Source organism: Nocardia sp. NPDC087230 (assembly GCF_044744725.1).
Taxonomy (GTDB): domain Bacteria; phylum Actinomycetota; class Actinomycetes; order Mycobacteriales; family Mycobacteriaceae; genus Nocardia; species Nocardia canadensis.
This window is the reverse complement of record NZ_JBIUYV010000001.1, coordinates 781,624-807,777: the sequence shown is the minus strand read 5'-3', so window position 1 is coordinate 807,777 and position 26,154 is coordinate 781,624. Positions and strand designations below refer to the sequence as shown.

The 26,154-nt window shown below is 69.7% G+C and carries 23 protein-coding genes; 9 read left to right on the top strand and 14 right to left on the bottom strand.

What is annotated here, in order from left to right; translation table 11 throughout:
- Window positions 1-122: 122 nt before the first annotated feature.
- Entirely contained in the window at window positions 123-1,301 is a 1,179-nt protein-coding gene (locus tag ACIO52_RS03800; RefSeq protein ID WP_316576070.1) for an aminotransferase class V-fold PLP-dependent enzyme, read from the top strand.
- Here the strand turns inward: ACIO52_RS03800 and ACIO52_RS03795 are convergent.
- Entirely contained in the window at window positions 1,298-1,855 is a 558-nt protein-coding gene (locus ACIO52_RS03795) for a TetR/AcrR family transcriptional regulator (protein WP_402641428.1), read from the bottom strand. The genes ACIO52_RS03800 and ACIO52_RS03795 overlap by 4 nt on opposite strands.
- 97 nt (window positions 1,856-1,952) lie before the next feature.
- Between ACIO52_RS03795 and ACIO52_RS03790 the strand changes: the two genes are divergently transcribed.
- Window positions 1,953-2,615: a lysophospholipid acyltransferase family protein gene (locus ACIO52_RS03790; RefSeq protein WP_402641425.1), complete on the top strand. Its 663-nt coding sequence runs from the start codon at window positions 1,953-1,955 to the stop codon at window positions 2,613-2,615.
- A gap of 109 nt (window positions 2,616-2,724) precedes the next feature.
- Window positions 2,725-4,368: a fatty acyl-AMP ligase gene (locus ACIO52_RS03785; RefSeq protein ID WP_316576073.1), complete on the top strand. Its 1,644-nt coding sequence runs from the start codon at window positions 2,725-2,727 to the stop codon at window positions 4,366-4,368.
- Window positions 4,369-4,541: 173 nt separating this feature from the next.
- Here ACIO52_RS03785 and pth read toward each other — a convergent pair whose 3' ends face one another.
- Together pth and ACIO52_RS03775 are read right to left on the bottom strand one after the other, a co-directional pair.
- The gene (gene pth / locus ACIO52_RS03780) at window positions 4,542-5,120 is read right to left on the bottom strand and encodes an aminoacyl-tRNA hydrolase (RefSeq protein WP_218717223.1); all 579 of its coding nucleotides are present in this window, start codon (window positions 5,118-5,120) and stop codon (window positions 4,542-4,544) included.
- Between the two features lie 24 nt (window positions 5,121-5,144).
- The gene (locus tag ACIO52_RS03775; protein WP_342800298.1) at window positions 5,145-5,768 is read right to left on the bottom strand and encodes a 50S ribosomal protein L25/general stress protein Ctc; all 624 of its coding nucleotides are present in this window, start codon (window positions 5,766-5,768) and stop codon (window positions 5,145-5,147) included.
- A 391-nt stretch (window positions 5,769-6,159) separates the two neighbouring features.
- Between ACIO52_RS03775 and ACIO52_RS03770 the strand changes: the two genes are divergently transcribed.
- Window positions 6,160-7,800: a peptide chain release factor 3 gene (locus tag ACIO52_RS03770; protein ID WP_218717221.1), complete on the top strand. Its 1,641-nt coding sequence runs from the start codon at window positions 6,160-6,162 to the stop codon at window positions 7,798-7,800.
- 23 nt (window positions 7,801-7,823) lie between these two features.
- Here ACIO52_RS03770 and ACIO52_RS03765 read toward each other — a convergent pair whose 3' ends face one another.
- On the bottom strand, window positions 7,824-8,372 hold the full coding sequence (locus ACIO52_RS03765) for a nuclear transport factor 2 family protein (RefSeq protein WP_218717235.1): 549 nt from the start codon (window positions 8,370-8,372) through the stop codon (window positions 7,824-7,826).
- A 267-nt stretch (window positions 8,373-8,639) separates the two neighbouring features.
- On the bottom strand, window positions 8,640-9,512 hold the full coding sequence (locus ACIO52_RS03760; RefSeq protein ID WP_308248403.1) for an Abi-alpha family protein: 873 nt from the start codon (window positions 9,510-9,512) through the stop codon (window positions 8,640-8,642).
- A 434-nt stretch (window positions 9,513-9,946) separates the two neighbouring features.
- On the opposite strand from ACIO52_RS03760, the gene ACIO52_RS03755 reads away from it, so the two are divergent.
- The gene (locus tag ACIO52_RS03755; protein WP_255587347.1) at window positions 9,947-11,161 is read left to right on the top strand and encodes a DUF445 domain-containing protein; all 1,215 of its coding nucleotides are present in this window, start codon (window positions 9,947-9,949) and stop codon (window positions 11,159-11,161) included.
- Window positions 11,152-12,048: an Abi-alpha family protein gene (locus tag ACIO52_RS03750; RefSeq protein WP_402641420.1), complete on the top strand. Its 897-nt coding sequence runs from the start codon at window positions 11,152-11,154 to the stop codon at window positions 12,046-12,048. The genes ACIO52_RS03755 and ACIO52_RS03750 overlap by 10 nt, the downstream gene beginning before the upstream one ends.
- Window positions 12,049-12,106: 58 nt before the next feature.
- On the opposite strand, the gene ACIO52_RS03745 is transcribed toward ACIO52_RS03750, so the two are convergent.
- The gene (locus tag ACIO52_RS03745; RefSeq protein WP_218717219.1) at window positions 12,107-13,891 is read right to left on the bottom strand and encodes an ABC-F family ATP-binding cassette domain-containing protein; all 1,785 of its coding nucleotides are present in this window, start codon (window positions 13,889-13,891) and stop codon (window positions 12,107-12,109) included.
- Window positions 13,892-14,059: 168 nt separating this feature from the next.
- On the opposite strand from ACIO52_RS03745, the gene ACIO52_RS03740 reads away from it, so the two are divergent.
- Window positions 14,060-14,911 (top strand): LLM class flavin-dependent oxidoreductase, encoded by an 852-nt coding sequence (locus ACIO52_RS03740; protein ID WP_218717218.1) that lies wholly within the window; start codon window positions 14,060-14,062, stop codon window positions 14,909-14,911.
- A gap of 3 nt (window positions 14,912-14,914) precedes the next feature.
- Here the strand turns inward: ACIO52_RS03740 and ACIO52_RS03735 are convergent, their stop codons facing one another.
- Complete coding sequence (locus tag ACIO52_RS03735; protein ID WP_218717217.1) at window positions 14,915-15,850, bottom strand: 4-(cytidine 5'-diphospho)-2-C-methyl-D-erythritol kinase; 936 nt, start codon at window positions 15,848-15,850, stop codon at window positions 14,915-14,917.
- Between the two features lie 186 nt (window positions 15,851-16,036).
- Between ACIO52_RS03735 and ACIO52_RS03730 the strand changes: the two genes are divergently transcribed.
- The gene (locus ACIO52_RS03730) at window positions 16,037-16,243 is read left to right on the top strand and encodes a heavy-metal-associated domain-containing protein (RefSeq protein ID WP_218717216.1); all 207 of its coding nucleotides are present in this window, start codon (window positions 16,037-16,039) and stop codon (window positions 16,241-16,243) included.
- 371 nt (window positions 16,244-16,614) lie between these two features.
- Here ACIO52_RS03730 and rsmA read toward each other — a convergent pair whose 3' ends face one another.
- The 6 genes from rsmA to ACIO52_RS03700 all read right to left on the bottom strand — a co-directional run bounded on the left by rsmA (window position 16,615) and on the right by ACIO52_RS03700 (window position 23,680).
- Window positions 16,615-17,496, bottom strand: coding sequence for a 16S rRNA (adenine(1518)-N(6)/adenine(1519)-N(6))-dimethyltransferase RsmA (rsmA, locus tag ACIO52_RS03725; protein ID WP_218717215.1), 882 nt, complete (start codon window positions 17,494-17,496; stop codon window positions 16,615-16,617).
- A gap of 34 nt (window positions 17,497-17,530) precedes the next feature.
- Window positions 17,531-18,685 (bottom strand): alpha/beta fold hydrolase, encoded by a 1,155-nt coding sequence (locus ACIO52_RS03720; protein ID WP_342800294.1) that lies wholly within the window; start codon window positions 18,683-18,685, stop codon window positions 17,531-17,533.
- 119 nt (window positions 18,686-18,804) lie between these two features.
- Window positions 18,805-19,962 carry a lipase family protein gene (locus ACIO52_RS03715; protein ID WP_218717213.1) on the bottom strand — a complete coding sequence of 386 codons (1,158 nt, stop codon included), beginning with the start codon at window positions 19,960-19,962 and terminating at the stop codon, window positions 18,805-18,807.
- Between the two features lie 112 nt (window positions 19,963-20,074).
- Complete coding sequence (locus ACIO52_RS03710) at window positions 20,075-21,220, bottom strand: alpha/beta fold hydrolase (RefSeq protein WP_402641412.1); 1,146 nt, start codon at window positions 21,218-21,220, stop codon at window positions 20,075-20,077.
- Window positions 21,221-21,524: 304 nt separating this feature from the next.
- Complete coding sequence (locus tag ACIO52_RS03705; RefSeq protein ID WP_402641409.1) at window positions 21,525-22,652, bottom strand: transglycosylase family protein; 1,128 nt, start codon at window positions 22,650-22,652, stop codon at window positions 21,525-21,527.
- Window positions 22,653-22,825: 173 nt separating this feature from the next.
- Window positions 22,826-23,680 carry a TatD family hydrolase gene (locus ACIO52_RS03700; RefSeq protein WP_402641405.1) on the bottom strand — a complete coding sequence of 285 codons (855 nt, stop codon included), beginning with the start codon at window positions 23,678-23,680 and terminating at the stop codon, window positions 22,826-22,828.
- 78 nt (window positions 23,681-23,758) lie between these two features.
- Here ACIO52_RS03700 and metG point away from each other — a divergent pair, with 78 nt between their 5' ends.
- Window positions 23,759-25,327: a methionine--tRNA ligase gene (metG, locus tag ACIO52_RS03695; RefSeq protein WP_402641402.1), complete on the top strand. Its 1,569-nt coding sequence runs from the start codon at window positions 23,759-23,761 to the stop codon at window positions 25,325-25,327.
- A 44-nt stretch (window positions 25,328-25,371) separates the two neighbouring features.
- Here metG and ACIO52_RS03690 read toward each other — a convergent pair whose 3' ends face one another.
- Window positions 25,372-26,124, bottom strand: coding sequence for an isocitrate lyase/phosphoenolpyruvate mutase family protein (locus ACIO52_RS03690; RefSeq protein WP_218717208.1), 753 nt, complete (start codon window positions 26,122-26,124; stop codon window positions 25,372-25,374).
- Between the last annotated feature and the right edge of the window lie 30 nt (window positions 26,125-26,154).

Genomic DNA, 26,154 nt, shown 5'->3' with positions numbered 1-26,154 from the left:
CGTACTGGGTGCCGCCGTGGAAACCGCGTGCTCGTGCAACCGACTCATTCCAGAGTAGCGACGAGTACCGACAGAAAAAGTGACGAAATGGGGAACAGCTCGGCGGCGGTAGGGTCGTCGCCATGATGGACCTCGCCGCGATCAGAGCCGACACTCCCGGACTCGCGTCCGGGCAGGTATTCCTCGACAGCGCCGGATCGTCGCTGTCGCCGCGGGTGGTCACCGACACCGTGATCGCCCACCTGCGCCGGGAAGCGGAGATCGGTGGCTACCGTGCGGCTAACGAACGACTCGACGACCTGGCCGCGGTGAAGACCTCGATCGCGAGCCTGATCGGTGCCACCCCGGAGACCATCGCGCTCAGCGACAGTGCGAGCCGGTCATGGGCCGATTTCGCCTATGCGGTGGCGCTGCGTCCCGGCGACCGCATCCTGATCTCCGGCGCCGACTACGCCAGCAACGCCATCGCCGCGCTCCAGCGGGCCGGGCGGACCGGTGCCGTGGTCGAGCACATTCCCAGCGACGACACCGGCCGTCTCGACACCGACGCCCTCGCGGCCATGCTCGACGAGCGGGTGAAGCTGGTCTCGCTGCAGCACGCGCCGACCAACGGCGGCCTGGTGAATCCGGTCGGCGAGGCCACCCGGGTCGCCCACGAGGCGGGCGCGCTGGTGCTGCTCGACGCCTGCCAGTCGATCGGGCAGTTGCCCATCGACGTCGGCGCGCTCGGCGTCGACGCGCTCTCGGCCACCGGGCGCAAGTGGCTGCGCGGGCCGCGCGGCACCGGATTCCTCTACGTCCGAGACGAACTGGCGCGCACGATGGAACCGGGACGGCTCGATCTGCACAGCGCGCAGTGGGTGAGCCCGAACGAATACCGGCTCGCCCCCGACGCGTCTCGCTTCGAGTTCTGGGAATGCGATGTCGCCGCCCGGCTCGGACTCGGGGCCGCCGTGGACTACCTACTCGCCCTCGGGCCGGACGAGGTCTACGCCGCCGTGGCCGACCGAGCGGGTTACCTGCGCAAAGCCCTGCCCGGCGTGCCCGGGGTGACAGTGCGCGACCTCGGCACCGAGCACAGCGGGATCGTCTCGTTCACCGTCGACGGTCACGACCCGCTCGCGCTGCGCGACCGGCTCGCCGAGCACGCCGTCACCGTGACCGTCAGCCACGCGGGCTCCACCCTGCTGGACATGACCACGCGCGGCCTGCCCGCGATCGTGCGGGCCTCCCCGCACTACTTCGTCGACACCGACGACCTCGATCGCTTCGTCGCCGCGCTGGCGGAGGTCACCCGTTAACCCGTGAGGTGCTCGCCGACGATGCGGTCGGCGAGCACGCGCGGGTCCGCTTCCGGGGCAACGACTTCGAGTGTCCGGTTGGCTGCGACGGTGGCCAGGCCGTGCACATTCGTCCACAGCAGCAGGGCCGTGGCGGTGGCATCGGCGCCCGGCCGGGCTGCGGCGGCGACCAGCGCGACGATCTGCCCGTACAGCGGCCGGGTCGTCGCCCGGAGGTTCTCACCCGAGCCCGCCAGCAGGTCGTGCCGGAACATCAGGGTGAACATCTCGGGCCGGGTGAGCGCGAAGTCGACGTAGTCGATCGCCATCCGGCGCAGCCGTTCGCGTGGGTCGGCGATCGTGGCGAGCGCGCCGAAGCGGTCGATCAGGTCGGCGAAGCCCCGCGCGGCGATCGCGGCCAGCAGGGCGGCATGGGTGGGGAACCAGCGGCGCGGGGCACCGTGCGAGACGCCGGCCGCCCTGGCGATGGCCCGGAGCCCGAGTTCGCCGACGCCGTCGCGTTCGAGCAGGTCGACACCGGTGTCGATCAGGCGCTCACGCAGCGATTCGGGCATAGGGGCAATTCTGCACACCCGGTGGGCCACGCGCGCCCTCGCCTGCGTAGACAATGTCTACTATCGTCGCGTAGACACTGTCTACTCTGGAGGTCCCATGTGGTACCAGCTGTGCAAACACGTCCTGATCGGCCCGCTGCTGCGATTGCTCGGCCGCCCGCGCGTGGAGGGTCTCGAGCACGTGCCGCGCACCGGGCCGGTGATCATCGCGGCCAATCACCTGGCCTTCATCGACTCGCTCTACCTGGCGCTGGTGATCCCGCGCCCGCTCACCTTTCTCGCCAAACAGGAGTACTTCGCCGGCACCGGCCTGCGCGGACGGGCCAAGCGGTGGTTCTTCACCGCCGCCGGACAGGTACCGGTGGACCGCACCGGGGGTGACGCCGCCGCCGACGCCCTCGCGGCTGCCACCCGGATCCTCGAAGCGGGCGGCGTCTGGGCAATTCACCCGGAGGGCACCCGGTCGGTGGACGGCAGGGTCTATCGTGGTCGCACCGGGGCGCTGCGCGTTGCCATGGCTACAGGGGCGCCGGTGGTGCCCGTGGTGCTGGAGGGAACCGACCGCATGAACCCCCGCGGTCGGAAACTGTTGCGTTTCACCAAGGTGCGCATCAGCGTCCAGCCGGCGCGGCGGTATCCGGCAGCGGTGCACCGCGCCCAGGTCAGAGTGGCAACTGACCAGCTGATGCGGGAAATTGCGATGCAATCGGGTAGACCATATGTGGACCGCTACGCTGCCTCCTTTGCCGCCGAACGTTGATCGGCGAGGACGCTCGGTTGTCAGTCGGGGTTAACACCGGGTGGGCGGGGCGGGATTTTCTGTTGGGAGCACGGCCGTAACCGATCGTTGGCGTAAAGGGAGTCCGACGTTGAGCAGGTTCACCGACGAAATGTTTGCCACAGCGCTGACCAGCCACAGGGGGCTGGTCACCGGGGAGCCGGAGGCGCCGTTGCGGCAGACCTGGGGGGATATCCACCGCGTGGCGCGGCGGATGGCGGGTGGCCTGGCGGCCGCCGGGATCGAGCACGGTGACGCGGTGGGCGTCCTGGCCGGCCTGCCCGTCGACATCGCCCCTGTCTGCCAGGGCATCTGGATGCGTGGTGCTTCGATCACCATGCTGCACCAGCCGACTCCGCGGACCGACCTCGCGGTCTGGGTACGCGACACCGAGACGGTGCTCGACATGATCGAGGCCAAGGCCGTCGTGCTCGGCGCGCCGTTCGCCGCCGCCGAACCCGTGCTGCTCGAGCGCGGGATCACCGTGGTCAAGATCGAGGACCTGCACGAGGGCCCCGACACCGACCCGGTGCCGACCGCCGAATCCGATATCGCGCTGCAGCAGTTGACCTCCGGATCGACCGGATCACCCAAGGCCGTCCGGATCACCCACGGCAACTTCAACGTCAACGCGCACGCGATGTTCAATCGTGTGAAGTTCCAGCTCGACGACGACGTGATGATCAGCTGGCTGCCGCTGTTCCACGACATGGGCATGGTCGGATTCCTCAGCGTACCCATGCAATTCGGCGCCGAGGTGGTCTGCGTGACCCCGCTGGATTTCTTGGCCAGGCCGCTGCTGTGGGCCGAGCTGATCGACAAGTATCGCGGAACCGTCACCGCGGCACCGAACTTCGCCTACTCGCTGCTGGCCCGGCGGCTGCGCCAGGCCGAGCCGGGCTCGATGGATCTGTCCAGCGTGCGGTACATGTGGAACGGAGCCGAACCAGTCGACCCCGACACCATGATCGCGCTCGCGGACGCGGGCAAGCACTTCGGGCTCAACCCGATGGCGCTGACCCCGGTCTACGGCATGGCCGAGACCACCCTGGCCGTCTCGATCCCCGACCCCGGCCACGGCATGGTGCTCGACGTCATCGACGCCGATCTGCTCGAAGCCGTCGGCAAGGCGGTGCCGGTGGCCGAGGACGGCCACCACGGCACCCCGCGCAGGTTGCCGACGCTCGGCCACCTCGTCGACGACCTCGAGGGCCGGGTGGTCGACGCCGAGCGGCAGCCGCTGCCGGTGCGCACGGTCGGCGTCATCGAATTACGCGGCCCCGCGGTGACTTCGGGCTACGTGACCGTCGATGGATTCCGGCCCGCGCAGGACGAGGAGGGCTGGCTCGACACCGGCGACATCGGCTACCTCACCGAGGCCGGGCTGGTCGTGGTCTGCGGGCGGATGAAGGACGTCATCATCATGGGCGGGCGCAACATCTACCCGACCGACATCGAGCGGGCCGCGATGCGGGTGCCCGGCGTGCGCCCCGGCAACGCGGTGGCCGTGCGCCTGGACGCGGGCGAGAAGCGCGAAAGCTTCGCCGTGGTAGTGGAATCCAACGACTATCAGGATCCCGACGAGGTGAAGCGAATCGAGCGCGAGATCGTGCACGAGGTGTTCGCCGAGGTCGGCGCCCGCCCACGCACGGTCGCGGTCCTCGGCCCCGGTGCCCTGCCGAAGACGTCGTCGGGCAAACTGCGCCGAGCCGCCACCGCGGTACACCTGAGATAGGACCGACCCGTCGCTGCCGGCCACGCACGCCCCGACCTCGAGGAGGGGCCGCCGCGCAGCGGCGGTTCGCGGCCGTCCCGCCGGTCAGGCGCCGTTGCGCAGGCGACGTAGGAGCAAGCAACGGTGCCTGACCGGCGGGACCGGAAGGGCCGCGAACTCGAGCGCACCAGCGCTCAATGTAATTGGTTCTGGGCGGTTTCCAGCCCGACCTTCAGCAAGAGCTCGACCGCGTCGGCGGCCTGCTCGACGATCACCGGGACCTCTTTGCGCTCCGGGGCCGCGAACGGCTTGAGCACGTAGTCGGCCGGGTCCTGACGACCGGGCGGGCGGCCGATGCCGATCCTGGTGCGCAGGTAGTCCTTGGTGGTCAGGGCCTGGGAGATCGAGCGCAGGCCGTTGTGGCCGCCCTCGCCGCCGCCTTGCTTGAGCCGGATGGTGCCGAACGGCAGATCGAGCTCGTCGTGGACCACGATGACCTGGTCGACGGGCACCGAGAAGAACTTGGCCAGCGCGGCCACCGGCCGACCGGACAGGTTCATGTAGGTGCGCGGCTTGGCGATCAGGATCTGGCGCCCGTCCAGGCGGGCCTGCAGCAGATCCGCGCCGGACTTCTTGTGCACGGCAAAACGGCCGCCGACGCGCTCGGCGAGCACGTCGGCGACCAGGAAGCCCACATTGTGGCGGGTGCGCTCGTATTCGGGGCCGGGGTTACCCAGCCCCACCACGAGTGCGGGCCCGGAGGATTCGGTCATGCGCCGAACCGTAGTGCAGGAGTCTTACTCGGACTCGGGAGCCGACTCGGCGGTCTCCTCGGCGGCGGCGGTGCCTTCGCCCTCTTCGTCGAGCTGCGCGGCCGACGGCGCGGCGATGACGTTGACGATCAGGGCCTCCGGGTCACCGGCGAGGGTCACGCCCGCGGGCAGCTCGATGCTGCCGGCCAGGATCTGGGTGCCCGGCTCGATGCCCTCGACCGAGATCTCGATGGACTCGGGCAGCTTCAGCGCATCGGCCTCGATGGACAGGGTGGTGGCTTCCTGGGTGATCAGGGTGCCGGAGGCGGCGTCGCCGGTGACCACGACATTGACGTCGGTGGTGACGCGCTCGCCACGCTTGACGATCAGCAGGTCGGCGTGCTCGATGTAGCGGCGGATCGGGTGGACCACGACCGACTTGGTCATCGCGAGCTGCTGCTTGCCGTCGACGACGAGGTTCAGGATGGCGTTGGTGCCGTGGGTACGCAGGATGGCGGCGAAGGCCTTGGCGTCCAGGCTCAGGTGCTGCGGCTCGGCCTGGTGGCCGTACAGCACGGCGGGCACGTTGCCGTCGCGACGGGTACGGCGAGCGGCGCCCTTACCGAATTCGGTGCGGACGGCGGCTTCGATCTGGTTCACGTCGGACATGACTGAATGCGCTCCTACGGCTCTTCCGGGCTGGTCAGGTGGGGCGACCCATCTGCGGGGTCAACGTCTACTCGTCGGACGAAGAACGAACGAGGACGACCGGGAAGGCCGAGCCGCGTCGATCACGGTGAGTACAACCACTAGGGGCAACTCACCCTCGCCGAGACAACCCGACCACCATACCGCATCGGCATATCCACAGAAAAACGGCCCCACCTGCCGCCGCGAAGCCGCGCGACACCATCCACCGCGACGACCACGGGTTTGCGGCCGCCTCGCATCCGAGGCTCGAAGCGTAACGCCGAAGGCGTAGTCTCGAGCCTCGGATGCGAGGCCCGAAGGGCCGCAAACCCCGCGGCACCAGCCGCCATAAACACAGTGAGGTTCTGCGTTGACCGAGTCCGGAGAGAGCGCCGCCCCCACCCCGCGCGGACTACCCGCCGAGGTCGCGCGCCGCCGCACCTTCGCCGTGATCTCGCACCCCGACGCGGGTAAGTCGACGCTGACCGAGGCGCTGGCACTACACGCCAAGATGATCTCCGAGGCGGGCGCCATCCACGGTAAGGCCGGGCGCAAGTCGACCGTGTCGGACTGGATGGAGATGGAGAAGGCGCGCGGCATCTCGGTGAGCTCGACCGCGCTGCAGTTCAACTACCGCGCCGCCGGGTCCGACGTCGACAATGTCATCAACCTGGTCGATACCCCCGGCCACTCCGACTTCTCCGAGGACACCTACCGCGTGCTCACCGCGGTCGACGCCGCGGTCATGCTGATCGACGCGGCCAAGGGTCTCGAGCCGCAGACGCTGAAGCTGTTCCAGGTCTGCCGCCACCGGGGCATCCCGGTCATCACCGTCATCAACAAGTGGGACCGCCCCGGTCAGGCGCCGCTGGAGCTGCTCGACGAGATCAGCGAGCGCATCGGCCTCACCCCCACCCCGCTGTTCCTGCCGGTCGGCATCGCCGGCGACTTCCGCGGCCTGCTGCGGCGCGGCCCCGAGGGCGAAGCGAGCGAGTACATCCACTTCACCCGAACCGCGGGCGGCGCGACCATCGCCCCCGAGGAATCGCTGACCCCGGCCGAGGCCGAGGCGCGCGAGGGCGAGGCCTGGACGACCGCCGCCGAGGAGAGCGAACTGCTCTCGGCCACCGGGCAGGACCACGACCAGGAACTGTTCCTGGCCGGGCAGACCTCACCGGTCATCTACGCCTCGGCGATGCTGAACTTCGGTGTGCGCCAGCTGCTGGAGACGCTGGTGGCGCTGGCCCCCGCTCCCGGCCCGCGCGCCGATGTGGCGGGCAAGGACCGCGCGACCGGCGATCCGTTCAGCGCGGTGGTCTTCAAGGTGCAGGCGGGCATGGACACCGCGCACCGCGACCGGTTGGCGTTCATGCGGATCGTCTCCGGTGAGTTCGAGCGCGGCATGGTCGTCACGCACGCGCAGACCGGTCGTCCGTTCGCCACCAAGTACGCGCTGACCGTGTTCGGCCGCGAGCGCACCACCGTCGACACCGCCTACCCGGGCGACGTGGTCGGCTTGGTGAACGCCACCGCGCTCGCGCCGGGCCACACCCTGTTCGTGGACAAGAAGGTGGAGTTCCCGCCGATCCCGAGCTTCGCCCCCGAACATTTCGCGACGCTGCGCGCGCAGAGCGCGGGCAAGTACAAGCAGTTCCGCAAGGCCATCGACCAGCTCGACTCCGAGGGCGTGGTGCAGGTGCTGCGCAACGACGCCCGCGGCGACGCCTCGCCGGTGCTGGCGGCGGTCGGCCCGATGCAGTTCGAGGTCGTCACCGCTCGCATGCAGGCGGAGTTCAATGTGGAAACCCAGCTGGATTTCCTGCCCTTCACTTTGGCCAGGCGCACCGACGCGGAATCGGCGCCGGAATTGGATCGCCAGCGCGGCGTCGAGGTGTTCACTCGGACCGACGGCGCGATTCTCGCGCTGTTCAGCGACAAATGGCGGCTGCAGTACATCGAGAAAGAGCATCCGAAGCTCACGCTCGAGCCACTGGTCGCGACCGCGGACTAACTGGTCGACTGTCTGAGTCGGCGTCAGGCGGCCGGTCCGGGGTTGCGCTCCACCGAGGAGATGTGATTCTCCTGGGCGATCATCCCCCAGCGGCTCGCGGTCAGCCGCAGACTGGGCAGATCACTGAGCGAGAGCACCACCTCGTAGGTGCGCTCGTACCCGGTGTGCGCGATGCGCCAGTGACCGTCCTCGCAGCGGACGTAGCGGTCGGTATAGAAAGCCGCGCCGCGCAGGCACATGTTGTGCTCGGGGATGATCACCGTGTCGGCCAGGTACCAGGTGCCGGTCGCGGTGTCGCCGTCGACATCGATCTCCGGATGGTCGCAGCGATGCTCGGTGATGACGTGCGGGCCGAGGGTGTTGCGCAGGAAGGCCAGGAAGGCCTCGCGCGACTCGAACTGCAGGTATTCGCTGTAAGTGGCGGTCGCCTCGGGGATCAGGGTGTCGGCGAACTCGTCCCAGGACTTGGTATCGAGGGCCCGCAGATAGCGGAATTTGAGCCGGCTGATCGCGATGAGGTCGTCAGGGTGATCGGGCGGGCGCTGGACCGGTTCGGGCTGCTGTTCGTCCATCGCGTCCGCGGGCGGCATCTCGGCCATCCGATCCTCCCCCGTCTCCATCCCGGCGACCAGTGGAGCGTCGTCACCGGGCAGCAGCGGACCGGGCCGCGCCGAGGTGGGCGCGACGGGATCGTCGACGCGCACGCTCGGAGATCCGGGACCCTGCTCCATCCCTCCACGATCCCACTGAAACGAGCGCAGTGCCGGATCTGTATCTGATCGCTATCACTGCCGACACCGGAGCGTGACCTCCGGCGCCGCCTGCCCGCGCTGTCTCAGCTACCCGATGGTGAAGCAGGTGCGGCAGAAGTCCTCGCCGAATTCCGACAGGCGCAGACTCTTGCGGACGATCTTCGGCGCGCGGCCGGCCTTCTTGAGCGCCTCCTCGACCACCGGCTGCACTTCGAGCACCATGTAGCGGCTCAGCACCACCGGATCCTCGGAGGTGAACGTCAGGCCGAGGCGGTTGAGGTTGATCAGATAGGAGCGGGCCCGATCGGGGTAGCGCACGCCGGCCTGCTCGGGCACCGAGGTCAGATCGCCCTGCACCAGCTCCGAGCCGATACCGAGCGGGCGGTTGGTGCGCACGTCGACCGAGGGCTGCGGACCGTTGAGCGCCATGAACCGCAGGATGCGGGCCTCGTCGGGCGCGATCTCGTCGAGGATGCGGTCATAGGCCGGGTGCACGTCCTCGGTGAAGTAGACGTCGGCCGAGCGGGCCAGCAGCGCGTCGCCGCGGCGACGCAGGTCCTCGGTGCTGGCCGAGCGCAGGTAGGGACCGACGGTGATGGCCTGCTGGGTGGACCCGTTGGGCGTCGGCACGTAGCTGACGATCTCGCGCACCGACCCCTCGGTGACACCGAGCGCGCTGCGCGCGATCGAGCGCAGGGCGTTGCCCGTGCGCTCGGCGATGTCGGCCGAGGACTCGCCATCCAGGGCCGCCTGGGCCAGTTCCTTGGTCACCTCGTAGGTGGTGCCGACCGCCCATTGGCTGCCGCGCACCGCGGTGCCCGCCGCCAATCCGGCGGCGCGGAACACCCCGCGGATCAACCGGGCTTCATTACTGATCTGTCGCTGCTCGACATCCGAGCTGCGCTCGACGGCGCGGGTACCGGCACGGGCCAGGTCCTGTCCGGTCCTGTCGTCTGTCACGTCCTACTCCGAAGTCTCGCATGGGAACGATCGCCCACAGATTATTGCCCGACCACGCTCCAAGCACAGTGCGTACGCAGCGCGCCCCCTGTACGCGCTGGTTGTGGCCTGTCACCAAATGTGGTGGTGCTCATTGTTCCGACTCGCCTGGGCGAATACGGCATTCGGGACAGGTTCTGTGACTGATGTCTCAGACACTACCCTGTGGCCTGGCGCACGACGAATGGACCCAGTTCCGCACCTCACAGTAGGGTCACCGCGGCACGGGGGTGCTAATTTTGGGTGCCGGTGAGGCGGTGATCACCGGGTTACGGCAGGAGGGTGTCGTGTTGGAGAGTGTGTTCGGGTTACATCCGACACTCCTGCTAGAAATTCTGACCATTCCTCTTTTCACAGGAATAATCGGCTACATCACGAACTGGACCGGCATTCTGATGCTGTTCCAGCCGATCAAGTTCCACGGCGTGAAGCTGCCCGGTTTGCGCGCGATCTTCCCGTATCTGCCCAAGCGGATCCAGGTGTTGCCGCTGCTCAGCTATGACGGGCGGATCGGCTGGCAGGGCATCGTGCCCTCGCGCGCCGACAAGATGGCCAGCATCGCGGTCGACAAGGGGCTGTCCAAACTCGGCAGCGTGTCCGACTTCTACCGCGAGCTCGATCCGGAGAAGCTGGCCGAACATCTGGCCGAGGTCGCCGACGCCCAGATCAGCGATATCGTCGAGGTGATCCTGCGCCGCGAGCACCCGCAGCTCTGGTACAACCTGCCCACCCAGGTGCGCGAGATGGTGCATCAGCGGGTGCGCTCGCAACTGCCGGAGATCCTGCGCGAACTCACCATCGAACTCGGCACCAATATCGATCAGCTGCTCGATGTGAAGCAGATGGTCATCCGATATTTCCAGGCGCGGCCGCAATTGCTCAACCAGTTGTTCCAGGTGCTCGGCGCCAAGGAACTGCGGTTCATGCAGAACTTCGGCTTCTATTTCGGCGCGCCCTGCGGTCTGCTGCTGGTGCTCGCGCTGCACACCACCGGCCTCTCGCCGCTGATCGTGCTGCCCATCGGCGGGATCATCATCGGCTGGGTGGTCAACTGGGTCGGCATCAACATGATCTTCGCGCCCGCGACGCCCAAGTGGTGGTGCCCGTGGCGGCAGGGTCTGCTGATCAAGCGCCAGCCCGAGATCACCGCCGGCTACGCCGAACTCGTCTCCACCGAGGTGGTCACCGTCGCCAATATCGGCGACGAGCTGCTCAACGGCCCGCGCTCGGACCGCACCCTGCAGATGCTCGAGGACACCCTGCGTCCGGCCGCCGACCGCGCGCTCGGCCCGGCCCGGCCCGCGGTGAAGTTCATGCTCGGCAGCCGCGAGTACGACTCGCTACAGTCCACCCTCACCGCCGAGGCGATGACGATCGCGCCGATGGCCTTCGCCGACCCGGCGTTCAACGTCCAACAGGGCAGGCAGGTCAACGAATACATCGCCCGGCAAATGTCCGCACTTTCCCCACACGACTTCGTGGACATGCTGCGTTCGGCCATCAAACAGGACGAATGGTTGCTTTTCGTCCATGGCGGCGCGCTGGGGCTGCTCGCCGGATACGCTCATATCCTGGTCTTCGGAACTGGAGTGGCGACTACATGGATATAGACGACGGGACCCCGTCCACCGAACTGGTGCGACGCGCGGTACCGCCGATCGAAGCCATCGGTGACCGGCGCGGCGTGCTGCCCGTCTCGCCGGTGCGCACGGTACGGGCGGCGACCGGGGTCGCGCGGGTCGCGCTCACCGCGGCCTCGGGGATGACCCTGTGGACCCTCGACACCGCCCTCGGCGTGACGGTCACCGTCCTGCGCGGCAGCATGGCGGGCACCCCGCCCAAGGATGTCCTCGCCGAAGCCGAAGGCGAAGTGCGCGACCGGCTCCGGCACGCGCTCGGCCTGCCCGTCGGCACCGAGCACTCCGGCGACGGCGGCATGCCGACGCTGCGCGAACAGGGCGCCGAGCTGCTGCGGCTGTCGGCCAGCACGCACGCGGCCCAGCCCGATACCCACCCCGCCTACCCCGGCATCCTCGCCGAGATCACCCCCGACGAGGCCCGGATCCTGCGGTTCATGCACGTCGACGGACCGCAGCCCGCGCTCGATGTGCGCACCGGACGCCAGCGGGCATTCGGCGGTGAGCGCCTGATCAGCGGCCTCACCCTGATCGGCGAACATGCCGGTCTGCGCTTCCCGAACCGGGTGCCGCAATACCTGCCCAACCTGCGCAGGCTCGGGCTCATCGAGTCCACCCGCGAACCGGTCGGCAATCCGAGCCGCTACCAGCTCATCGAGGCGCAGGAGCAGGTACGCGACGCGCTCAAGCGCGGCTTCGGCACCAAGGTGAGCTACCGCAGCATCATCCTCACCGAATTCGGCGCCGACTTCGTACAGACCTGCCTGCCTGTCGTCATCGCCGATGGGCGCGAGACTGTCCCGCCTCCCGGCGATTTCGGGCCGGACTCAGGCGCTGGGTCACGACGCGTCGGCGGCTGACCGTCGCTCGCCGGACCGGTCAGCCCGTGCCCGGCGAGTTACCCCTGTCCCTCCGTGATCAGTGGTCCTCGGCCAGTTCCAGCCATCGTTCTTCGGCGGCTTCCTTTTCCGCGACGACCTCTTTGAGTTCGGCGCCGAGCTTGACCAGCTTGTCCGGGTCGGTGGCGGCATCGGCCAAGGCGACGTGCAGTTTCTGTTCGCGCTCGTCGAGTTTGGCGATGCTGCGCTCGAGCCGCGACAGCTCCTTGCGGGCGGCGCGGCGGTCGGCCGAATCCGTGGTCGCGGCGGACGGTTTCGCGGCGGCGGGCTTGGCCGGGGCGGCCAGCGTGGCCCGCTTGGTGAGGTACTGGTCGATGCCACCGGGCAAGTTGGTCAGCTTGCCGTCGCCGAACAGCGCCCAGGTGGTGTCGCAGATGCGCTCGACCAGGTAGCGGTCGTGGCTGATGACGACCAGCGTGCCCGCCCAGTTGTCGAGCAGGTCCTCCAGCTGCTGCAGGGTATCGATATCGAGGTCGTTGGTCGGCTCGTCGAGCAGCAGGACGTTCGGCTCCGCCATCAGGATGCGGGTCAGCTGCAGGCGGCGGCGCTCGCCACCGGACAGGTCGCCGACCGGAGTCCGCTGCCGGGCGGGAGTGAAGCCGAGTCGCTCGGCCAGCTGACCGGCCGAGATCTCCTTGTCGCCGAGCATGATTCGCTGGGCGACCTGCTGCACGGCCTCGAGCACCCGCATGTCGGTGGGCAGGTCGTCGAGTTCCTGGCGCAGCCAGCCGATCTGAACAGTCTGGCCCTGGATGCGCTTGCCCGCGGCGGGTTCGGCGTCGCCGGCCAGGGCGCGCAGCAGCGTGGTCTTGCCCGAGCCGTTGACCCCGACCAGACCGACCCGCTCACCCGGCGCGAGCCGCCAGGTCAGATCGTCGACCAGCACGCGGCCGTCGGGGGTGGTGAGCGTGGCGTCCTCGAGTTCGATCACCACGCGGCCCAGGCGCTTGCGCGCGAACGCGGCCAGCGAGACCGAGTCGCGCGGCGGCGGCACGTCGGCGATCAGCGCCTCGGCGGCTTCCACGCGGTAGCGCGGCTTGGAGGTACGGGCCTTGGCGCCGCGACGTAGCCAGGCCAGTTCCTTGCGGGCCAGGTTCTGGCGGCGGGACTCGGTGGCGTCGGCCTGACGGGCGCGTTCGGCGCGGGCGAAGATCCAGTCGCCGTAGCCGCCCTCGTAGGTCTCCACCTTGCCGCCGACGACCTCCCAGGTGCGGGTGGCGACGGTGTCGAGGAACCAGCGATCGTGGGTGACGACGACGAGCGCGGTGCGCCGGGCGACCAGGTGCTCGGCCAGCCACTGCACGCCCTCGATGTCGAGGTGGTTGGTCGGCTCGTCGAGGACGAGCAGGTCCAGGTCGCGCACCAGCGCGGCGGCCAGCGCGACGCGGCGGCGCTCGCCACCGGAGAGGTTCGTGACCGGGGTGTCCAGGCCGAGATCGGCGATGCCGATGCCGTCGAGCACCGAGCGGATGCGCGCGTCGGCGGCCCATTCGTGTTCGGCGATGTCGACGGTGGACAGATCGTCGGAGAGTCCGGCGAGCACGATGGAACCGATGGTGGCGCCGTCGGGCAGCACGCCGCGCTGGGTGACCACGGCCATCCGCAGTCCGCCGACCCGGCTCACCCGGCCGCTGTCGGGCTGCTCCAGACCGGTCAGCACCTCGAGCAGCGTCGTCTTGCCGCCGCCGTTGAGACCGACCACCCCGATCCGCTCTCCCGCGTGCACACCGAGCGAGACGTCGTCCAGCAGCGGCTTGATGCCGAAGCTCTTGGAGACCTGTTCGAGGTTGATCAGGTTGGACATAGGTGTTGCTCGCCCGCCTTCCGCGCGACTGTGGGGCCGTGACGAGCCTACTTGCCCGGTCGTCGGCCGTCCGAGCCGCGCCACCTTGCGCTACGAACGATGTTCGTTTAACGTCGTTCGTAGCGAACAACGTTCGACACGAACGACGTTCTTTCCCCGGAGGATTCCATGCATATCGGCCTCGGCCTCCCCATTTCCGATCCGCCCGCCCTGTTCGACTGGGCCCGCCGCGCCGACGACGGCCCCTTCTCCACCCTCGGCCTGCTCGACCGGCTGGTCTACGACAACCCCGAACCGCTCGTCACCCTGGCCGCTCTGGCCGGCGCCACCCGCCGCATCCGATTGCAGACCGAGGTGCTGCTGGCCCCGCTGCGCGAGACCGCGCTGCTGGCCAAGCAGGCCGCCACCCTCGACGTACTGTCGGGCGGCCGGTTCGTCCTCGGCGTCGGCGTCGGCGGACGCGCCGACGACCACCTCGCCGCGGGCACCGAGCTGCGGACTCGCGGGCGCCGCCTCGACGAGCAGATCGGCCTGCTCCACCGCCTCTGGGCCGGCGAATCGTTCGGCCCCGAGTGCGGACCGATCGGCCCCGTCCCGCGCTCCCCCGCCGGTCCCGAGCTGCTGTTCGGCGGCTTCCAGCCCGCCGCGCTCGACCGCGTCGGCCGCTGGGGCGGCGGGTTCCTCGCCGCCGCGCCGCCGTCGTGGGCGGGCAACCTGTTCGACACCGTGCGCCGCTCCTGGAAAGACCACGGCCGCATCGGCGCGCCGCGGATCGTCGCCCAGGTCAATGTGGCCGTCGGTGACGACGACCTGATCGCCGACGCCCGCGCGGCCATGGGCGCCTACTACGCCTTCGCCGGTGATCGCTCGAAGTTCATGCTCGACGGGCTGCTCACCACACCCGACGCCATCCGCTCGACCATCGCGCGATTCGACGAGCTCGGCGCCGACGAGGTGATGCTCTACTGCTACGGCCGCGACGCCGACCAGGTCGACCGGCTCGCCGACGTCATCGGCTGACGCTCAGTGCTTCCCGTGCGCCTCGGTGTCGAGCACCCGCGCCCCCGGCACCGGACCGCTGGCCGTGCGCACACTGCGGCAGACGCCGGCACCGGCCAGTTCGGCCGCCACCGCGATCGCCGCCTCCTCGGTCTCGCACAGGAACGCGCAGGTGGGGCCGGACCCCGAGACCAGTCCGGCGAGCGCACCCGCCCCGACCCCGGCGCGCAGGGTGCGCCGCAGCTCCGGCTTCAGCGACAGCGCCGCGGCTTGCAGATCGTTGCCGAGCAGCGGCGCCAGCGTGCGCGCGTCGCCCGCGGCCAGCGCCTGCATGAGTTTCTGCGGATCGCCCAGCCGCGGCGGGTCGCCCTCGGCACGCAGTCGATCGAGTTCCCGGAAGACCGACGGGGTGGACAGGCCGTCCTTGGCCAGCGCCAGGACCCAGTGAAAGGTGTTGCGCGAGAGCACCGGAAGCAGCCGCTCGCCGCGGCCGGTGCCGAGCGCGGTGCCACCATGCAGCGCGAACGGGACGTCGCTGCCGAGTTCGGCGGCCACCGCGGACAGCTCGTCGCGGCCCAGCCCCAGATCCCACAGTTCGTTCAAACCGACCAGCGCGGCGGCCGCGTCGGCGCTGCCGCCCGCCATGCCGCCGGCGACCGGAATACCCTTGGCGATGGCGATCTCCACCAGCGGCGCGCGTCCGGCCAGATGCGCCAGGCGAACCGCGGCCTTCCAGACCAGGTTCTCCCGATCGGTCGGCACCTCGGCCGCACCCTCGCCGGTGACCCGCACCGCCAGCGACGCCGACGGGGCGAGTTCGAGCTCGTCGGCCAGCGACAACGCCTGGAAGACCGTGGTCAGGTCGTGGTAGCCATCCGGACGCAGATCACCGACTCCGAGATGCAGGTTCACCTTCGAAGGGGCGCGCACGACGACCGGGCTGGGCACAACTGACAGCACGATCACCAAGCGTAACGGGTTACCCCGACGAGTACCCGCGCTGAATCCGCGCCCCACCGGGCAGGGAGAGCCACGCCACAGCAGGTGGCCGGGCGGGGGCTTGCGCCTAATACCCATGGGGGGTATGTTCGTTCGTGTCGGGGACATACCCCTGGACCGTATGATCGAAGAGCGAAGGAGTCGGCCATGGCCACCACCACCTACACCGTCACGGGGATGACCTGCGGACACTGCGTGAGCTCGGTCAAGCAGGAGATCGGCAAGATCGATGGTGTCACCAGCGTCGATGTCGACCTGGCCAGCGGTCTCGTCAAGGTCGACAGCACGAACGAGCTGACCGAGTCCGAGGTCGCCGCCGCCGTCGACGAGGCGGGCTACGCGCTGGCTGAGTAGAAGGCGGCTGGCGCCGCGGGTTTTCGGCCTCGTGACCTCGCGTCCGAGGGGCGATACTGCGCCTTCGGCGTTACGTCTCGCTCCTCGGACGCGAGGCGGCCGAAAACGTGGTGGTGCGGAGGGCGCGTTTACCGATGGTTCATTCGGGGGCTGGACGCCATGAATCATCCACAGCGTCATCCACATCTGCGTCCGGCGGCGTGCCGTCGGTGGTTTTCGTCCCGGACCGGTGACGTCGTTCGTGCATCATGATCAACTCCGGCGGCGGCGAAAACCGGTTGTCCACAATTGCTTTCACAGGGTGCGCGCGCGAGTCCCGATGAACAGCCGGTGTACTGGAGGTTCGGCTGCGCGCGCCCGCGATTCGCGGATCAGCCCTGGGCGGCCAGGCGGACGAACGCCGCGGTGTCGAGCGTCTCACCGCGGGCGGTCGGATCGATGCCGGCCGCCACCAACCTGCGCTCGGACTCCGTGGGCGAGCCCGCCCAGCCGGACAGCGCCGAGCGCAACGTCTTTCGGCGCTGCGCGAACGCGGCGTCGATCACCTCGAACACGCGACGGCGATGCGCCTCGTCCATCGGCCACGGCGGCTCGGCGTAGCGATCGATACGGACCAGGCCCGATTCGACGCGCGGCACCGGCCAGAAGACCTGCGTGCCGACCGCGCCGGCGCGCCGCACCTTGCCGAAGAAGCCGGCCTTGACGCTCGGCACGCCGTAGACCCGGTTGCCCGGTTCGGCGGCCAGCCGGTCGGCCACCTCGGCCTGCACCATCACCAGCGACACCTGGATGCTCGGCAGCACCGCGAGCAGGTGCAACAGCACCGGGACCGCCACGTTGTAGGGCAGATTCGCGACCAGCGCGGTCGGCTCGGCGGGCAGCTGGTCGGGACGCACGCGCAGCGCGTCGGCCTCGACGACCCGCAGGCGATCGACCAGGCCGGGAGCGCGATCGGCGACGGTCTCGGGCAGGTAGTTGGCCAGCACCGGGTCGATCTCGACGGCAACCACTTGGTCGACGACGTCGAGCAGCGCCAGGGTCAGCGAGCCCAGACCGGGACCGACCTCGAGCACGGTGTCGCGCGGACCGACGCCCGCGGCGGTGACGATGCGGCGCACCGTGTTCGCGTCGTGCACGAAGTTCTGCCCGAGCTGTTTGGTCGGCCGGACGCCGAAACGTTCGGCCAGCGTCCGCACCTCGGCGGGACCGAGCAATGCGGCGCTACCGCGCGCGGGAATCTCTGGTTCGGGCACCGCTAGAACCTACCAACCCGGCCGATCGAGCAGCTCAGCGCTGCGGCGGGGCGGCGTGGACACGCGCGAGGAAGGCGTCCATCGCCGCGCGCTGCTCCGCCGAGACCGAGCCGTGCGTGCCCGTGCCGGGGATCACCTGCTGGTCGACGCCGTTGGCGGCGAACTGCGCGACCAGCGCCGCGTGCAGCGGGGACGGCACGATCGTGTCGGTGACGTTCATGGTCAGCAGGATAGGGGCGTCGTAGCCGCTGGTCGGCAGAGTCATGTAGGCGGCGAGGACATCGCGCAGGCCGGTCAGCGGGCGGGCGAGCAGCTCGCGCGCCGACAAGCCCTTGACCGAGGCGATGATCTCGTCCAGGCAGCGCTCACCCGCGGCGTCGACGAGCGACTTGCCCAGCGGCGTCAGATAGGAGTCGACGTCGGCCTCGGGGTGGGTGGCGCGCAGCCCGGCCAGGATGCTGACGACGAACGAGGTCGCCGCCGACAGCACCGGGATCTCCGGCAGTTCGGGGCCGATGAACGGCAGCACCTTCTCCACGTCGGAGGCAGCGTCGACCGCGATGGTGCCGCGGAAATCCAGCTCGGGGGCGTAGCTCTGCTGCACGTGCCCGGTGCTCAGGGCGGCGTGCCCGCCCTGCGAGACGCCGAGCACGCTCCAGGTGCGCGACAGGCCGGGATCGGCGGCGCGGGCGGCCCGGACCAGATCGATGGTGGCGGTCGCCTCGCTGCGCACCTCGAGATACGGGTGCGGGCCGGTCTCGAAACGGCCGAGGCCCAGGTAGTCCGGGGCGACCACGGCGTAGCCCTGATCGACGAATCGCTTGATCAGCGCGTCCTCGGCGGCGCGATGCTGCGGCAGCGCCGCCAGTTCGGGGTCGGCCTGGCCGCCGCAGCCGGGACCCGAGCCCGAGGTGCCGTGGTCGTAGGCCAGGATCGGCCAGCCGGTGGCCGGGGCCTCACCGTCCGGGAGATAGACCGCGCCGCTGGCCGGGCGCGCGACGCCGGCCGAGTCGGTCATCCAGTACTCGACGACCGAGCCGCGCGCGAGGCCGTGCCAGCCCGCCGGTTTCGGCTCGACGGCGATGAGCGAGCCGGGCGACTGCGCCGCGGCGGGGGCGAAGGTGGCGGCGGTGAGCGCGCACGCCGTGACTGCGGCGACCACCGTCGCGCGGATCGGGTTCTTCAGCACGGATCCATCTCTCCACCGGCGACCAGGACCTGGACGAGTGTACAGATTCACGCCCGGTGCGCCCGTCGATCCGAACCCGATGTCGCCGAGGCGGTTCGGGCCCGGATCGGTCCCGGGATTCAGCGCTGCGGCGGCGCCTGGTGGACGCGGTCGACGAAATCGGCGAGCGCGTCCTTCATCTGCTGGTTGAGCACGGTGTGCTGACCGAAACCGGTGACCGCCTCGAAGTCCACACCACCGGCCGCGAATTGGGCGACCAGCGCGGCGTGCAGCGGCGAGGGCACCACCGCGTCGGTCGCGTTGATCAGCAACAGGATCGGGGCGTCGTATCCGCTGGTCGGCACGGTCATGTACGCGGCGAGCGCGGTCCGCAGCGGGCCCTCCGACAGCGGCCGCGCGAACAACTCGCCCAGACCGAGCCCGGCGAGATCGGCCACGATCCCATCGATGCACTGCCCGCCCGCGGCATCGACGATCTCCTTGCCCTTGGGCGTGAGGTAGGAGTCCACCTCCGCCTCGGGATGGGTGGCGCGCAGCCCGGCCAGGATGCTGACGGTGAACGCCGACAGACCCGCGGCGCCCTCGGCCTCGGGGAACCACGGGCCGAGCAGCGGCAGCGCCTTCTCGACATCGGAGGCCGGGTCGACGGCGACGGTGCCGCGGAAGTCGAGTTCGGGTGCGTAGCTCGCCTGCAGGTGCGCCGTGCCGAGCGCGGCGTGGCCGCCCTGCGAGGCGCCGACGACGCTCCAGGTGCGCGAGAGTTCGGGCGTGGCCGCCCGGGCGGCGCGTACCAGGTCGATCGTGGCCGTGGCCTCGCTGCGCACCTCGAGGTACGGGTGCGGACCGGTGTCGAAGCGGCCCAGCCCCAGGTAGTCCGGCGCGACGACGGCGAAGCCCTGCTCGACCAGGCCCTGGATCAGCGCGTCCTCGGCGGCGCGGTTCACCGGAAGTGGCGCGAGATCGGGATCGGCCTGGCCGCCGCAACCGGGCCCGGAGCCGAGGGTGCCGTGGTCGTAGGCGATGATCGGCCAGCCGGTGGCGGGCGCGTCGCCCTCGGGCAGGAACAGCGCACCGCTGGCGGGACGCTCGACGCCGGCCGAGTCCAGGGTCGTGTATTCGACGACCGAGCCACGCGACATCCCGTGCCATCCGACGGGTCGCGGTTCGACAGCGAGCACTCCGCCCGGTTCCGCCGAAGCGGGCGCGTGGGTGGCGCTCACCAGCGCGGCGGCGGTGACGGCGGCTGCGATGGCAGCGCGGCTCAGGGTCTTCGGCATCAGGGGGTGACCTTTCCGGCCGATCGGGAGCAACGAACTGGACGATCGCACAGTTCGCCGATCGGTAGCCAGGACACCGCTCAGGACCTGCGATGGAGCGAGCGTGGGCAGGTCAGCGCGCCCGGGCCAGGAATTCGTCGACCGCGGCGATCATCGCCGGGTTCAGCTCACAGTGTTTGCCGGTACCGACGACAGATGTGTAGTCGACACCGTTCGCGGTGAACTGGGCGGCCAGCGCGGCGTGCAGCGGCGAGGGCACCGTGCGGTCGGTGGCGTTGACGAGCAGCAGGATCGGGGCGTCGTAGCCGCTGGTCGGGACGGCCATGTAGTCGGTCATCACCGAGCGCAACGGCTCCTCGCCGAGCGAGCGGGTGAGCAACTGACCGAGCGTGAGATCGGCGACCCGCTCGTCGATCGCGTCCTGGCACAGCGTGCCGATCTCGTCGAGGACCTGGCGTCCCAGCGGGCTGAGGTAGCTGTCGACCTGCGCATCCGGCCTGGCCGCGCGCAGACCGGCCAGAATACTCACCGAGAAACCGAGGATGCCGCCGCTGACCCGATCCGGATTACCCGGCCCGAGCAGGGTGGCCACCTTCTCGACATCGGATTCCGGGTCGATGGCGATGGTTCCGCGGAAGTCCAGCTCCGGCGCGTAACTCGCCTGCCGGTGGCCGGTGCCGAGCGCGGCCTGCCCGCCCTGCGACATGCCCGCCGCCACCCACACCGGCGACAGATCCGAGCGCACCGAACGCGCCGCCCGCAGCAGGTCCAGAGTGGCGGTGGCCTCGGTGTCGATGCCCAGATACGGATGCGGCCCCGTGTCGAACCGCCCGAGCCCCAGGTAATCCGGCGCGACGACGGCATACCCCTGCGCCACCAGATGCCACAGGAACTCGTCCTGCGGCGCCTGCGACTCCGGCCAGGGCGCGCCCGCCGGATCGGACTGCCCACCGCAGCCCGCGCCGAGCCCGGTCGTCCCGTGGTCGAAGGCGACTACCGGCCAGCCGCCGGCGGGCGCGTCACCCTCGGGCAGATACAGCGCCCCGCTCGCCGGCTGCGTCACCCCGCCGACACCCCGGGTCCAGTAGTCGACGACCTGTGCGCCGGACATCCCGTGGAATCCGTCGGCCTGCGGAATCACCGCGATCACCGTCCCCGGCGTCTGCGCGTGCGCTGGCGTCATCGGCACGCACACCCCGGCACCGGCCGCCAACACGATCGCGACAGCCGCCCGCCGCCAGGCCGAAACCCCACGCATCACAACCACCCTCGACTCGACGAGCCGGGACAACGCACGAGACACAGACCCGGCGAAACGAGTGCAACCTACCGTGCCAACTCCCCGGGTCAACCCGACCCGCCGAACAACTACGGATAGATACCCATCCCACCCACCCAGCCCCACCTGCCCCGACCCCGGGGAGGGGCAGGCCGACGAAGTCGGCCGTCGCGGCCGTCCCGTCGATCAGGCGCCGTTGCGTCCGCGACGAAGGAGCAAGCAACGGTGCCTGATCGACGGGACACAAGGGGCCGCGACTCGAGCGCGCCAGCGCTCCGACAAATCAGCTCAGGCCGAGGCGTCCTGTGCACGCGGGCCAGGCGCCCCAGCCCTGGCGGGCGCGGGTGACCTCGGCGATGGCGATCTGCTCTTCGCGGGTGGCCAGGTCGGCGCGGGGGGCGTACTTCAGGCCGCCCTGGCGCTCCCAGGTGCTCTGGTCGAACTGGATGCCGCCGTAGTAGCCGTTGCCGGTGTTGATGGCCCAGTTGCCGGTCGACTCGCAGCGCGCGAGCGCGTCCCAGATCGCGCCGTCGCGCACCGGCGGCACCTCGGTGCCCGGCTTGGCGCCCTTGCGGATGGTCTTGGGCTGGGCGGGGGTGATGACATTGGAGTTGGTCTGCACGCGGCTGGACTCGACGCCGTTGGTCAGGGTGACGGCGAAGGTCGCCTCGTGCAGCCCGGCCACGCCCGGGTTCTCCACGACCGTGCGGCTCATGTTCATGGTCGGGTCCTCGATCACCAGCTCGGTGGGATCGAGCGGCAGGGTCTCGGTGCGCTGTTCGACGCGCTGCCGGGTGACGGTGACCTTCATACCCTCGGTGAGCGGTGTATCGGCGGCCGGCTCGGTGAAGTCCTGATTCTCGAGCGGAATGCCCGCGGCGGTGAGGAATTCGCCGATGGTGGCGGCGGCCAGGCGCACGTCGACGGGGGCGGCGCCGCCGTCGGCGAGCGAGACCGTGCGCGGGGTGTACACGCTGAGCGCGGCGCCGGCCAGCGGCAGCTTCTCGGTGCGGGTCGGCACGACATGGGTGTCGGCCGGGATCTGCATCTGCGCCAGCGCGTCGCCCGCGGTCAAACCCGTGGTCCACACCTTGCGCTCGGCGCCGTCGACGGAGACGGTGATCTCGCGGCCGCGATTGAGCGTGATGGTGGCGCCGTCGGCGACCTTGCTCCCGGCGGCCGGGGTCACGGCGTCGTGCTCGGAGAGCTCGTAGCCCGCGTCGGCCAGGACGGCGCGCACGTCGCGGGACATGGTGGTCAGCTCGGTCCGCTCACCGTCGACGACCAGGGCGACCGTCTTGTGGTTCACGATGGCCAAGGAGGCACCGACCATGAGAATCAGCAGCATGGCCGCCACCGCCGCGTACAGCAGCGGCGAGCGAGACGAGTTGATCCGCGCAAAAGCCGACATGGTTACAGAACGATAACGAGTAGGTTTGCCTCGGACAACACCGAGCGCCCCGATCAGCGGGATCGCAGGTCACGATTCGATATAGACGTCGCTGGTAGATAACGACTATGACCGGCGAATGTGACCCGAAACACGTTTGATGTCCAGCCCCCTTCCGGCCGGACGAAACGGACTCAGCGGATCCGGTAGAGCCTGCGCGCGTTCGCGGTGGTGATCTCCGCCAGTTCGTCCGGGTCCTGCTCGCGTACCTCGGCCAGTGCGCGCACCGTATAGGGCAGGCAGTACGACTCGTTCGGCGCACCGCGATACGGGTGCGGCGTCAGGTACGGCGCGTCGGTCTCGACCAGGATCTGATCGTCGGGCACCAGCTGGGCCGCCTCGCGCAGCTCGTGCGCGTTCTTGAAACTGACCGTGCCGGAGAAGCTGAGCACATACCCCTCGGCCACGCACGCCTGCGCCATGGTGGCGTCGGAGGAGAAGCAGTGGAAGATCACGGTGTCCGGAGCGCCCTCGTCGAGCAGCACCGTGAGCAGGTCGTGGTCGGCCTCGCGATTGTGGATCATCAGCGGCTTGCGGACGCGCTTGGCCAGATCGATGTGCCAGCGGAAACCCTCGATCTGGGTCTCGATGTCGGCGCACCCGTCGAGCTTGCCGGGCCAGTAGTAGTCCAGGCCGGTCTCACCGATCGCGACCACCCGCGGGTCGGTGGCCAGGTACTCGAGCTCGGCCTTGGCCTTGTGGTCGAGGGCGTTGGCCCTGGTCGGATGCAGCGCGACCGCGGCGTAGACGCGCGGGTCCCACTGCGCGGCCCGCACGGCCCACTGCGCGGCGGCGAGATCGTCGGCCACCGTCACCACGTGCCCGACACCGACCGAGGCCGCGCGATCCACGATCGCCGTGGTCGAGGCGGCATCGGTCGCGCCACACGCGTCGAGGTGGGTGTGCGCGTCGATCAGGGGCGCGAGCGGCGGCGGAAGGGGCGGAGCCGGACGATTCTGGTTTGCCACGCGGATTACAGTAGTTCGCATCATGAGCGAGCGAAGCGAGCGGACGAGCACAGCCGCATCTGCGGTCAGGACTGAGCTGAGCGCCAGCGAGGCTCAGTCGTGAGCGCACCCGACGGCGCCGAGGCGCCCGCCTTCTACATCACGACGGCCATCGCGTACCCGAACGGTGCGCCGCATATCGGGCACGCGTACGAGTACATCTCGACCGACGCGCTGGCCCGGTTCAAGCGACTCGACGGCTACGACGTGTTCTTCATGACCGGCACCGACGAGCACGGTCAGAAGATGCAGCAGACCGCGGCCACCGAGGGCATCCCGGTGCAGGAGCTCGCGGCCCGCAACTCCGACGTCTTCGAGGCGATGGACAAGGCGCTCGACATCTCCTTCGACCGCTTCATCCGCACCACCGACGCCGACCACAAGGCCGCCAGCGTCGCGCTCTGGGAGAAGATGCTCGCCAACGGCGACATCTACCTGGGCAACTACTCGGGCTGGTACTCGGTGCGCGACGAGGCCTTCTACACCGAGGAGGAGACCACCCTCCTCGACGACGGGACCCGCGTCTCGACCGAGACCCAGACCCCGGTCACCTGGACCGAGGAGTCGAACTACTTCTTCAAGCTCTCCGAGTACCAGGACAGGTTGCTGGCGCTCTACGAGGAGCGGCCCGAGTTCATCGCGCCCGCGACCCGGCGCAACGAGATCGTGAGCTACGTCAAGGCCGGCCTGAAGGATCTGTCGATCTCGCGGACCACCTTCGACTGGGGCGTCCCCGTGCCCGGCCACCCCGATCACGTGATGTACGTGTGGGTCGACGCGCTCACCAACTACCTCACCGGCGTCGGCTTCCCGCATACCGATTCGGCGGCGTTCCAGAAGTTCTGGCCCGCCAACGTGCACATCATCGGCAAGGACATCACCCGGTTCCACACGGTGTACTGGCCCGCGTTCCTGATGTCGGCCGGGATCGAACTGCCGGACCGCGTCTTCGTGCACGGGTTCCTGTACAACAAGGGCGAGAAGATGTCGAAGTCGACGGGCAATGTCGTCGACCCGCTCGCCCTGGTGTCGACCTACGGCCTGGACCAGGTGCGCTTCTTCCTGCTGCGCGAGATCTCCTACGGCCAGGACGGCAGCTACAGCAACGACGCCATCGCGGGCCGGATCAACGCCGACCTGGCCAACGAGTTCGGCAACCTGGTCCAGCGCAGCCTGACCATGGTCAACAAGAACTGCGACGCCAAGGCGCCGGCTCCGGGCGCGTTCACCGCGGACGACCAGGCGCTGCTCGATCGCGCCAATGCCCTGCTGGAGCGCTGCCGCGCCGATTTCGACGCCCAGCAGATGCACCTCGCGCTGGAGGCCATCTGGCTGACTCTCGGCGAGACCAACCGGTACTTCTCCGCCAATGCCCCGTGGGCGCTGCGCAAGTCGGGTACCGAGGAAGACCTGGCCAGGATGGCCACCGTCCTCTACGTCACCCTCGAGGTGGTCCGGATCGTGGCGATCCTGGTGCAGCCGGTGATGCCGGGTTCGGCCGCCAAGATCCTGGACCTGCTGGCCCAGGACGGCCGCGCCTTCGCCGATATCGCCACGCCGCTGGTGCCCGGGATCGACCTGCCCGCGCCGGAACCGGTGTTCCCGCGTTACGTCGAGCCCAAGGAGTAGGACGCCGTGGCGCACGGCCGCTCGCCGTGCGCCACCGGCGTGACTCAGGTCCAGGCGGCCAGCAGCTTGCCCGCTTCCACGCCCAGCGCCGCCTGCAACAGCGGACCGAAGCTGATCCGGCCGACGCCGAGTCCGGCGAGGTGCTCCTTGGCCGGGGTCCCCGGCTGCGCGATCGCGTTGACCGGCAACGGCAGTTCGGCGGTGAGCCTGCGCTGGACGTCGTCGGCGTGCCAGCCCACCGGATACAGCGAGTCCGCGCCCGCGTCGGCGGCCAGTCGCAGCCGGGCGATCACCCGATCGACCCGGTCGGCCTCGTCCCCGTCCTGACGCAGGAACAGATCGGTGCGCGCGTTCACCACCACGTGCACGCCCGCCGCGTCGGCGGCCGCGCGCAGCCCGCCCACCAGCTCGGCGTGCTCTTCGGGGCTGCGCAGCCGCTTGCCCTCGCTGTGCACGGTGTCCTCGATATTGAGCCCGACCGCGCCGGCCGCGAGCAGTCCCTCGATGAGCCGCGCGGGCTCGAGCCCGTAGCCCGACTCGATGTCGACCGACACCGGCACGTCCACCGCCCCGGTCACCTGGGTGACCCGCGCGAGCAGTTCGTCGTAGGTCATTCCTTCGCCGTCACTGCGCCCGACCGAATCGGCCACCGGGTGACTACCCAGCGTCAGCCCCGAAAAACCGGCGGCCACAGCGACATTCGCCGACCAGGCGTCCCACACGGTCGGCAGCACCACCGGATTTCCGGGCTGGTGCAGTTCGAGCAGAGTCTTGGCTTTCGCGTCCAGAGAGGTCATACCCGCGATGATGCCGCACCGCGGGCGCGC

Excerpts from the sequence above, each read along its gene's own strand:
- ACIO52_RS03775 (WP_342800298.1), bottom strand. The coding sequence starts at position 5,768 with ATGTCCGACGTGAACCAGATCGAAGCCGCCGTCCGCACCGAATTCGGT.
- ACIO52_RS03715 (WP_218717213.1), bottom strand. The coding sequence starts at position 19,962 with ATGCCGAAGACCCTGAGCCGCGCTGCCATCGCAGCCGCCGTCACCGCC.
- ACIO52_RS03705 (WP_402641409.1), bottom strand. The coding sequence starts at position 22,652 with ATGTCGGCTTTTGCGCGGATCAACTCGTCTCGCTCGCCGCTGCTGTAC.
- ACIO52_RS03745 (WP_218717219.1), bottom strand. The coding sequence starts at position 13,891 with ATGTCCAACCTGATCAACCTCGAACAGGTCTCCAAGAGCTTCGGCATC.
- ACIO52_RS03710 (WP_402641412.1), bottom strand. The coding sequence starts at position 21,220 with ATGCGTGGGGTTTCGGCCTGGCGGCGGGCGGCTGTCGCGATCGTGTTG.
- ACIO52_RS03750 (WP_402641420.1), top strand. The coding sequence starts at position 11,152 with ATGGATATAGACGACGGGACCCCGTCCACCGAACTGGTGCGACGCGCG.
- ACIO52_RS03765 (WP_218717235.1), bottom strand. The coding sequence starts at position 8,372 with ATGGACGAACAGCAGCCCGAACCGGTCCAGCGCCCGCCCGATCACCCT.
- pth (WP_218717223.1), bottom strand. The coding sequence starts at position 5,120 with ATGACCGAATCCTCCGGGCCCGCACTCGTGGTGGGGCTGGGTAACCCC.
- ACIO52_RS03740 (WP_218717218.1), top strand. The coding sequence starts at position 14,060 with ATGCATATCGGCCTCGGCCTCCCCATTTCCGATCCGCCCGCCCTGTTC.
- ACIO52_RS03690 (WP_218717208.1), bottom strand. The coding sequence starts at position 26,124 with ATGACCTCTCTGGACGCGAAAGCCAAGACTCTGCTCGAACTGCACCAG.
- ACIO52_RS03795 (WP_402641428.1), bottom strand. The coding sequence starts at position 1,855 with ATGCCCGAATCGCTGCGTGAGCGCCTGATCGACACCGGTGTCGACCTG.
- ACIO52_RS03755 (WP_255587347.1), top strand. The coding sequence starts at position 9,947 with ATGCTGTTCCAGCCGATCAAGTTCCACGGCGTGAAGCTGCCCGGTTTG.
- ACIO52_RS03730 (WP_218717216.1), top strand. The coding sequence starts at position 16,037 with ATGGCCACCACCACCTACACCGTCACGGGGATGACCTGCGGACACTGC.
- ACIO52_RS03790 (WP_402641425.1), top strand. The coding sequence starts at position 1,953 with ATGTGGTACCAGCTGTGCAAACACGTCCTGATCGGCCCGCTGCTGCGA.
- ACIO52_RS03700 (WP_402641405.1), bottom strand. The coding sequence starts at position 23,680 with ATGCGAACTACTGTAATCCGCGTGGCAAACCAGAATCGTCCGGCTCCG.
- ACIO52_RS03800 (WP_316576070.1), top strand. The coding sequence starts at position 123 with ATGATGGACCTCGCCGCGATCAGAGCCGACACTCCCGGACTCGCGTCC.